6 protein-coding genes are annotated in these 9,242 nt (G+C 44.6%); 2 read left to right on the top strand and 4 right to left on the bottom strand.

Annotation, left to right across the window (positions count from 1 at the left end):
- Positions 1 to 7: 7 nt before the first annotated feature.
- Positions 8 to 1,714 (top strand): cyclic peptide export ABC transporter, encoded by a 1,707-nt coding sequence (locus OCU74_RS20645; RefSeq protein ID WP_087482885.1) that lies wholly within the window; start codon positions 8 to 10, stop codon positions 1,712 to 1,714.
- Between the two features lie 88 nt (positions 1,715 to 1,802).
- Entirely contained in the window at positions 1,803 to 2,981 is a 1,179-nt protein-coding gene (locus tag OCU74_RS20640) for a glycosyltransferase family 9 protein (protein WP_087482886.1), read from the top strand.
- 32 nt (positions 2,982 to 3,013) lie between these two features.
- On the opposite strand, the gene OCU74_RS20635 is transcribed toward OCU74_RS20640, so the two are convergent.
- From OCU74_RS20635 to OCU74_RS20620, 4 genes are all read right to left on the bottom strand, one after another.
- On the bottom strand, positions 3,014 to 4,651 hold the full coding sequence (locus OCU74_RS20635; RefSeq protein WP_087482887.1) for a phosphoethanolamine transferase: 1,638 nt from the start codon (positions 4,649 to 4,651) through the stop codon (positions 3,014 to 3,016).
- A 222-nt stretch (positions 4,652 to 4,873) separates the two neighbouring features.
- Positions 4,874 to 5,569 carry a phosphatase PAP2 family protein gene (locus OCU74_RS20630; RefSeq protein WP_087482888.1) on the bottom strand — a complete coding sequence of 232 codons (696 nt, stop codon included), beginning with the start codon at positions 5,567 to 5,569 and terminating at the stop codon, positions 4,874 to 4,876.
- A 324-nt stretch (positions 5,570 to 5,893) separates the two neighbouring features.
- On the bottom strand, positions 5,894 to 7,561 hold the full coding sequence (locus OCU74_RS20625; protein WP_087482889.1) for a glycoside hydrolase family 13 protein: 1,668 nt from the start codon (positions 7,559 to 7,561) through the stop codon (positions 5,894 to 5,896).
- A gap of 123 nt (positions 7,562 to 7,684) precedes the next feature.
- Entirely contained in the window at positions 7,685 to 9,121 is a 1,437-nt protein-coding gene (locus OCU74_RS20620) for a sucrose-specific PTS transporter subunit IIBC (protein ID WP_087482890.1), read from the bottom strand.
- Between the last annotated feature and the right edge of the window lie 121 nt (positions 9,122 to 9,242).

Here is a 9,242-nt window from a genome sequence, read left to right as displayed (position 1 = left end):
ATGCGACATGTTTAAATCCATTTTAAGTCGTTTTAAATGGTCGATTTTATCGGCAACATTCCTGAGCGTCATTGGTGCGCTGGCAGGGATTCTGATGCTGAAAATCATGACCACTCAGGTCAGTTTGATTGGTGCCGGGAAATCTCCCGGCCCTCATGCTTTCCTGATTTTTGTCGGGGCTGTTTTCGTTGTGCTGCTGTTCAGTCTGACTTCCCGCTATCTGCTGGCAAAGCTCAGTGCGCGGATTGTCTATGAGTTCCGGGATGCGCTGGCAAAACGTCTGTTGTCGACGTCTTATGCAATGCTGGAAAAAATCGGCGGGCACCGGGTTATGGCTGCGATGAAAACCGATGTGACGAAGCTGTCGGACGGGTTACTGATCCTGCCCGGTTTCATGTATAGCCTGGTGAGTGTGCTGTTGTGTCTGGGATACATGATGTATACCTCCTGGCAGTTGTTTGTGGTGGTCTTTATTTTGATTTCCGCGATTATCATCATTGCAAAGTTCTTCCTGAAAATCGGTTTTCGTCACTACACGCTGCTGCGGGAATACGAAGATGAGATGTTCTCAGGATTAAGAACGCTGGTTGACGGGATTAAAGAGCTGAGTATCAATGCCAATCGGCGTCGTTTTACCTACAACCAGATTCTTGAACCTAACTTCAAGGCCATTCGCCAGCGAAGTATCAAGGTTTCGGTGATTTTTACTATGCTGGGCAGTATGGCTTCCACTCTGGTGTTTTTTGTGATTGGGGTGATTGTCTTCGGCAGCCGGGTTTATTTTCCCGATGTGCCGCTTGAAGTCGTGGTGACATTTGTTCTGACCATTCTGTATATGGTGAATCCGTTGCAGAGTGTGGTTGATTCGATCAACCGCTTCAGTGACTGTTCGGCGTCTTACCGCAAGATTGAAGAACTGGCGCTGGCTGATCTGGATGACTTTGAGCGTACCACCGAAGGTGAGAGCGAGTCGTCAGCAGCGTGTGATTCCTGGCAAACGCTGTCTGTTGAGAATCTTCAGTTTCAGTATCAGCCGGACAGTGATGATGAATATACATTCCACGTTGGTCCGGTTCATGCTGCATTCCGGCGTGGAGAAGCGATATTTCTCACTGGTGGTAACGGGAGCGGTAAATCGACATTTGCCAAACTGCTGGTCGGGTTGTATCAGCCGAGTCAGGGGACAATCCGGCTGGATGAGCAGGTGGTGTCAGACACGATTGAACTGCATGAATATCAACAGATGTTTTCAACCATCTTTTCTGACTTTCACTTGTTTGAGCATGTCCTGAACGAAGCCGGAGAACCGGAAAGTGATGCGGTGATTGAGAAGTACCTGCTGGATCTGGAGCTTGGCAGCAAAGTCACCTCAAAAGATGGCAAACTTTCTTCCGTTGCCATGTCTCAGGGGCAGAAAAAGCGTCTGGCGTTGCTGATGTCTTATATCGAGAATACGCCGGTCTGCCTGTACGATGAGTGGGCCGCTGATCAGGATCCCCGTTTCCGGGAAATCTTTTACACCCGGATTATCCCTGAGCTGAAACGTCAGAATAAACTGGTGATTGTGATTAGTCATGATGACCGTTATTTCCATCTGGCGGATCAGCTGATTCAGTTTGAAAACGGTAAGATTGTTGATCATTCCGTATCCGGGAAACCGGAAAACACACCGGGGCAAGGGATCGATCACCGCTGGATTACGGTGTCGATTTAGACTGGCAGGCCGGTCCTTAAGTAAATCTTAATATTTGCCCCTTAGACTCTTTCATCAGTTAGTAAGATGAAAATCTAAGGGGACGCAAATGAGCAGGTTACCGGCCTACACGAAATTACATCTGAAAAATGCTTTACGCCGATTTGATCGCGCCCGGAAGAAACGGATGTCTGTGTTTCTGAACGGGTTTCTGGGAATGATAAAAAACCGTACCATGCTTGATGATGCCTTACTTCCGACGAACAGGGTTCACCGTATAGTCATCGTACGCAATAACAGCCGGGTGGGAAATACGGTTTTTCTGATACCATTTATCCGTCAGGTCAGACAGACCTTTCCTCATGCCCATATCACTCTGGTGCTTAAATCTCCGCAACAGCGGGACATATTTGCCCATATAGGAGTCGGTAAATTTGTCTTCAGTCAGTTCTCTTTTAGCAGACTGCGGCAATGTTTCAGTACTTTATCGGTGTTAAGAAAGTCGTCATTCGACCTCTGTCTGATGCCATTTGGCTCGGCACAGGATTCGATCATCTGCGCTCTGATCCGGGCGAAAAATAAAGTCGCATTTACCAATCAACACTATAGTCAGGCTTTTACCCATACTTTTCCTGAGCAATCCACTCATTCACACATGGCTCTGAAATGTCTGTCGCTATTGCCGCAGATGATTCAGACACCAGCCCATAAAATTCGGCATCAGATGAGTTTCAGTCATCTGGAATTATCAGAAGGTCAGTCGGAACGACGGATGATTTGTCCTGATGAAGGGAGGTGTATTGCGTTTTTCCGGGGAGCGAGAGGTAACAAGTGGCTTTCCGATGAAGCATGGTTGGCGATACTGGATAAGTTTGAGCACAGTTCGGAGGAGAAAATCACCTGGGTTGAAATTATGGGACCTGAAATTGAAGCACCGCTGAAATCCGGCGCTCATATTTATAAAAATGCCAGCTTAAGAGAACTTGCCTGTTTTCTGAAATATACCGATGCTTTTATCAGTTGTGATACCGGGCCACTCCATCTGGCGGATGCAGCCGATGCGAAATGTATCGGGCTTTATACTCATACCAATCCTGAAGAATATGGTCTGCTGGGAGAACGCTGTGTTCATATCCGTGATATTACGGCGTTTGACGCCGCTAAAGTATTAAGACGGCTCTTTCATTCGCCGTCTGACAGTCTGGTTAAACCTTATCGGTTCATTCCATCACAAGTCCGGCCGCTTCAGGGCAATATCCGGATTACCACCAATGCGTTATCCGGCTGACCGAAATATGCAGGGCTGAATCGCCCCTGTTACTATTTATTCATCCGGCAGGCTGAAAACATATCCTTTTCCGGTTGATAGATGTGGGTTGAAACGTTGAGCGCACCAAGGATCGAATCAAACAGATTATCCTGCGAAAAGTGTTCCGTTTCAGCCTGCTCTCTCAGACAGGACTCATCAAGATGCTGCGCTGCTTTATATCCGTCGGACAACCACACTATAAACGGTACACGAGTCTGTTCATCGGGGGCGATCGAGTAGGGTAAACCATGAAGATAAATGCCATTCTCACCTAAAGATTCACCATGATCAGATAAATAGATCAGTGCAATGTTGTACTGTTCGGACAGCTGTTTTAAGCGGATTATGGTCTGGGCGATAACATAATCGGTGTAGCGGATGGTGTTATCGTAGGTATTGATCAACTGCTCAAGAGTACAGTTCTCAATATCGGCTCTCTGGCAGTCAGGCAGAAAATGAGCAAATTCTTTTGAATAACGCTCAAAATAGGTTGGTCCATGACTGCCCATCATGTGAAGAACAATAAAACGATTGCCCTGTAATGCTTCAATATCTTTATCGAAGTCATCGAGTAAAGCCATATCCATACATCCGGCAATACTACACAAAGGATATTCGGAACTTCGGATGAGTTCCTGATATTTGACATTTTTTGGGATTCCTTTGTTTGCCCCGTCATTTTCTTTCCAGAAGATATCAATCCCGGCTCTTTGTAATACATCTAACAGGTTATCCTGATGATAAGCCTGTTGTTCGTTATAGTTACTTCTGTTGAGTCTGGAAAACATGCAGGGAACGGAGACTGCGGTTGCAGTACCACAAGAATATACATGTTTATACGAGATAACATTCAGTGGATCGGTGAATGGCGTGGTTGGTCTCAGATAACCATTTGAATGGTAGTTGTGCGCTCTGGCGGTTTCACCCAGCATAAGCACGACTAACGATGGTTTTTCTCCGGGTGTCGCCGTCTGTTTTGCATCCAGTCCGATCTGGACATAAGGGAGCGGTGTATAAAAATAAGTCTGGTGTATATAGCTGGCAATACCGTTGACATAATATGTCGGAATAATAATTTTTTTGACATGACTATTATTTCGTCCGACAGATACATAATCCTGATAATATGCTGAAGCAATAATCAAAATCCCCAGTGCTGAAATAACAATTATACCTGTTTTTTTGGCTAAAAAAGGGAGTAATTTTTCAGTTTTTAGTGGCGTAATAATTAATAAAATAGTCGGTATGAGTCCCGAGACTATAAACCAGATAACTGAGCGGGCACTTAAATATGCCTCAGCTTCACCAACATTGGTTTCAACAAAATTCTCTATCATTTCCGAACTAAAAATAACACCGTAATTGTACGTGGCATAACAGACAACACTTGATGTCAGGATGAGTATAGAGAAGAATACTTTGGTTATCTTCGGCCATGAAAACAGGCTAAAAAGTATTGTTAAGGAAAAAATAAGAAAAAATGGAATAGAAATGATGAATCCGGTATCTACAGCGTCTAACCGGTTAAAAATTTCATGGAGTGACTTGTATAATGGCAGATTTAATACAAAAGCAAAATAAATAGCAAGTAAGAACGTGACAGAATGATAGGATAATTTTAATTCTTTGAAGAAGTTTTTTATTTTCATCGTACAACAGTATTTTAAATTGAAAATTCTAATTGAACAAAAGTTCAACGAAATATTATTTTATTTATTACTGTATATGTTGCGGATGAATACTTTGCCAAACGATGTAATCAACGATGTGATCTGGTTAACAAGAAAACATTATATATGATTTGTATTGCATAAATAGTAATCGTTTCATTGGATAGAACCAATGCTGAATCAGTACTGTATCTTTATCGGTTAATGTGATGATTCTTTATCCGGAAACAGGCGGTAATAACCGAAGGTATACAGGTAATAAAGGATAAGCTGAATACTCCAGACCCACCATATTGTCCACAGATTATGACTAAAGAAATGCGCGCCCCGCATGACCTGACCATAGCCCATAATCATGCCAAGACTAAGAGCACCAATAATCGCCCATGTTGCCATACGCCGGGATATTGGGTAGAGAAGAAAATAAAATGCCATCAGCCCGAATCCTCCGGAAGCATGTCCACCAGGGAAACAGCGCCCATCACCGGGAAATTCCGGGATACTGCCAAGTAGCGGGTATTCGTGTCCGCTACCGCCGTATCGGATCAGATCCCAGGGGCAGGAGTGATGGCTGAACGATTTTAATAAGCCGATGATTGCCGGCCCTGAAGCCATGATTAACGCGATAGCAATCCAGTGGAATTTTTTCTGAATAATGCCGAGTATCAGTGTTCCTGTTGCAATCGCAATTACAAAGTATTTGACGTAATGGTGATTGACCACCTCAAGCCAGTAATTTTCGGTGAGAGGAAAGCGGTTTATCTGCGGATCAAACCAGAGATCACTGAAATACAGGTCAAATGGACGATATCTTGAAAGCACAAAAAATACCGCAGCAAGAACAAACAGTATTCCGGCTTGTTGTAGGTAGAAGCGATGAGAAAACTGATACGGCATATGATTCACCTGAATGCATTCCTTATTTTCGGATCAGGTTATCTGATATTCTGTCATCTACATTAAGCGTAGCAGCTGTCAGCGGAGAAATATGTGAGTGCCAATATTTGTGAAGTAGCCGATGATTCAGGATTCCCATAAAGATACTTTCTCATGTGCAAACAAATTCAATCAGCAGGTTAAGATGGAAATCTTAGGAAAGACTTAAGAATCGGGATTTTTCAGGAAAGAAATCAGGGACAATTTTTCTGACATTCTCTAAAAAGGTATGAACTGCCTGAGAATAAATTCTCCCCCGTTTTCAATAGCCCTGAATTTTACTTGCTAACCTTCAATCACCCACAATTCCCATGGGGCGAATCGAATCGTTTCGTGTGTCATTCTTTCCTGTATTTCATGATGGTCTGTCGGGTAATTTGAGAACATGATTTTTCTGCCGGGTTCTTTGAACTGGGTTTGGGCCCATGAAGTACAACGATCGCTGAGGTTTGCAATGACCCATACCGATTGTTCCTGAGTGGCTCTTTGATAGGCAAAAATATCCGGGTGATCTGTCAGAAGTAGCTGAAACTCTCCGTCTCGGATCACCGGGTTCTCTTTTCTGTATTGCAGTAAAGTCCGATAGAAATTGAGTATTGAGTGTTGATCACTCTCTTGTATTGCGACATTAATTTCCGGGTAGTTGGGATTGGCAGCATACCAGGGTGAAGCTGTTGAAAAACCGGCATAAGGCTGGCTATTCCACTGCATCGGTGTTCGTCCGTTTTCCCGGCATTTGGCTCTGAGTGATGTGAGAATTTCTGTTTCGGCAATTCCCCGTTGCTTCCTTTCATGCCAGGTGTTGATGGTTTCAATATCAATGAAATCATCGATTGAATCATACGGGATATTCGTCATCCCGATTTCTTCCCCCTGATAAATGAAAGGCGTCCCCTGCATCAGATACAGTACTGCGGCCAGTGCTTTGGCTGACTGAGCCCGGTATTCTCTGTCATTGCCCCATCGGGACACCACTCTTGGCAGATCGTGGTTATTGGCAAACAGAGCATTCCAGCCACGGTTTCTGAGGCTGGTCTGCCATTTGAGATAGTTTTTTTTGAAGGCAAGCTTATCCAGTGGCGCCAGATCCCAGCGCTGTCCGCCTGCCTGTTTATCCAGTTGCATCGGTTCGAACTGGAAAACCATATTGAGCTCCTGCCGTTCGGGGGCGATAAATTTTAAAGCTTCTTCCGGCGTGGCTCCCCAGGTTTCACCAATGGTCATCACGGGCTGACCGGCGAAGGTTTTTCCCGCAAGTTCATGAATATAATCATGCATTTTCGGGCCATTCTGAGTGATGTTCTGAAATGGCTCTTTGCCGATTAAATCAATCACATCCAGACGAAATCCGGCAACACCCTGATCAATCCAGAACTGAACAATACCGTAGAGTGCATCTCTTACCTGAGGATTGCTCCAGTTGAGATCCGGTTGGCTTTTATCATGCAGATGAAGATAAAACTGATCGGTTTCCCGATGATATTCCCATGCTGAACCACCAAAATTGGATTGCAGATCGTTGGGCGGTAACCTGTTTCCGTAGTGATCCGTTGTTCCTTCTCCCCAGATATAGAAGTCCCGGAATTTCGCATCACGCCCGGTGAGCGCATTCTGAAACCATCGGTGTTGATCCGAAGTATGATTTAATACCAAATCAATAATGATCCCCATTTCTCTTTCTCCGGCTGCGGCGATTAGGTCAGACATATCCTGATTGGTGCCATAACGGGGATCGATTTCCAGATAATTGCTGCAATCATAGCCATTATCGACATCCGGTGATGTGCAGACCGGACATAACCAGATGGCATCGACATTCAGGCTCTTGATGTAATCCAGTTTTTGAATAATACCTTGTATATCGCCAATGCCATCGTCGTTGGTATCGTAAAAAGAACGGGGATAAATCTGGTATATGACCGCGTTTTTCCACCAATTTTTATCGTGAAACACCTTATCTCTCCTGTATACGAATAAAGACAGGCAGCAGATGCCTGTCTGTGAATAAAAAAGCTAATTAATTCAATGCAAACGTTCCGCTCTGGACATCCGGTCAGATTTTTGCGGAGATAAATATTAATTAGCCTGAGACAGACGTAATTTTCTCATTTCACGTTTTCTCAAAATATAGGTAAAGCCGCATGCGCTCCCGGCAGTGATCAGCATGCCGATCATGTAGAAGGAGACAGATTCAGGCCGAATGGAAATAATTCCGGGAATACCGGCAGCACCCATTGCCTGTGCTTTGACATGGAAAGCTGTGACATACATACAGCCAATTGCCGAAGCACAGATTGCCGCAATAAACGGATACTTATTCTTTAAGTTAACGCCGAACATAGCAGGTTCGGTAATACCCAACATGGCAGAAATACCGGCAGGAATTCCCATACCTGTCACTTTCTTATCGCGACTGAGCCACGAGAAAGTCAGACAGGATGCGCCCTGAGCAATATTTGACATCGCAGCAACCGGGAAAATAAACGATCCGCCGGTAGTCGCAATATTAGAGAGCAACTGAGTTTCGATCGCGATGAAGCTATGATGCATTCCTGTAATCACGAATGGCGCATAAATAAATCCGAAGACGCCACCGCCAATGATACCGGCAGTCTCGTATAACCAGTTGAGACCATCACCGATAAAAAAGCCGATATCCCGGGTGAGCGGACCAACGCATGAGAATGTGATGATTCCGGTGATAAATATACTGAGTAATGGTGTCAGTAAGTTATCCAGAATACTGGGAATCACTTTACGGAGATTGATCTCGGTTTTAGCCAGAATATAAGCAGAAACCAGAACCGGAAGTACCGAACCCTGATAACCGACTTTCTGAATATCAAAGCCCAGAATATGCCAGACCGGTATCTTATCGTTCAGACTGGCTCCGGCGAATCCCCAGCCATTAAGCAGATCCGGATGAACCATTAGCATTCCCAGTGCAGCTCCCAGATAAGCGTTGCCACCAAACCGGGATGTGGCAGAGAAGGCCAGCAGAACAGGCAGAAAAACAAAAGGTGCATTGGCAAATGTATTGATCAGTGACGCGAGTTGTTCGATTCCCGGATAAGCTTCAATGATTGACATGCCGTCAATAATCAGCCCCTTTGCCGTCAACAGGTTATAAACCCCCATCAGCAAGCCGCCTGCAACGATGGCAGGAATAATCGGCACAAAAATGTCCGACAGTGTTTTTACTGCCTGCTGGACTACATTCTGTTTCTTGACGCCAGCCTGAGAAACCTCTTTGGTCGACATCTCCCGGATATCTGTCAGTGCGGCCATTTCGGCATAAACAGTATTGACAATACCGGTGCCGAGAATGATTTGTAGCTGACCTGAAATTTCAAACTGGCCTTTGACTAAGTCAATCTTGTCAATTTCTTCAAAATCAACCAGAGAACGGTCATTAACGACGAGTCTCAGGCGGGTAGCACAGTGTGCCAGCGCGCTGATATTTTCTTTTCCTCCGAGGTAGCGGAGGAGCTGTTCTGCAACATTTCGGGTCATAGAAGCATCCTGTTTATTTGCTGTGGATTGCAATTCTATTAACCTTTTTATGATAAAAATTGCTGAATATTGACCAATACTAATACTATATTGACCTTGATGGATAACTGTGACAAAACTC

The sequence above is a fragment of the Vibrio mangrovi genome, assembly GCF_024346955.1.
Lineage (GTDB): Bacteria > Pseudomonadota > Gammaproteobacteria > Enterobacterales > Vibrionaceae > Vibrio > Vibrio mangrovi.
Note: the sequence above shows the minus strand (reverse complement) of the source record. Positions and strands in the feature narration are given on the sequence as shown.

Excerpts from the sequence above, each read along its gene's own strand:
- OCU74_RS20630 (WP_087482888.1), bottom strand. The coding sequence starts at position 5,569 with ATGCCGTATCAGTTTTCTCATCGCTTCTACCTACAACAAGCCGGAATA.
- OCU74_RS20635 (WP_087482887.1), bottom strand. The coding sequence starts at position 4,651 with ATGAAAATAAAAAACTTCTTCAAAGAATTAAAATTATCCTATCATTCT.
- OCU74_RS20640 (WP_087482886.1), top strand. The coding sequence starts at position 1,803 with ATGAGCAGGTTACCGGCCTACACGAAATTACATCTGAAAAATGCTTTA.
- OCU74_RS20620 (WP_087482890.1), bottom strand. The coding sequence starts at position 9,121 with ATGACCCGAAATGTTGCAGAACAGCTCCTCCGCTACCTCGGAGGAAAA.
- OCU74_RS20645 (WP_087482885.1), top strand. The coding sequence starts at position 8 with ATGTTTAAATCCATTTTAAGTCGTTTTAAATGGTCGATTTTATCGGCA.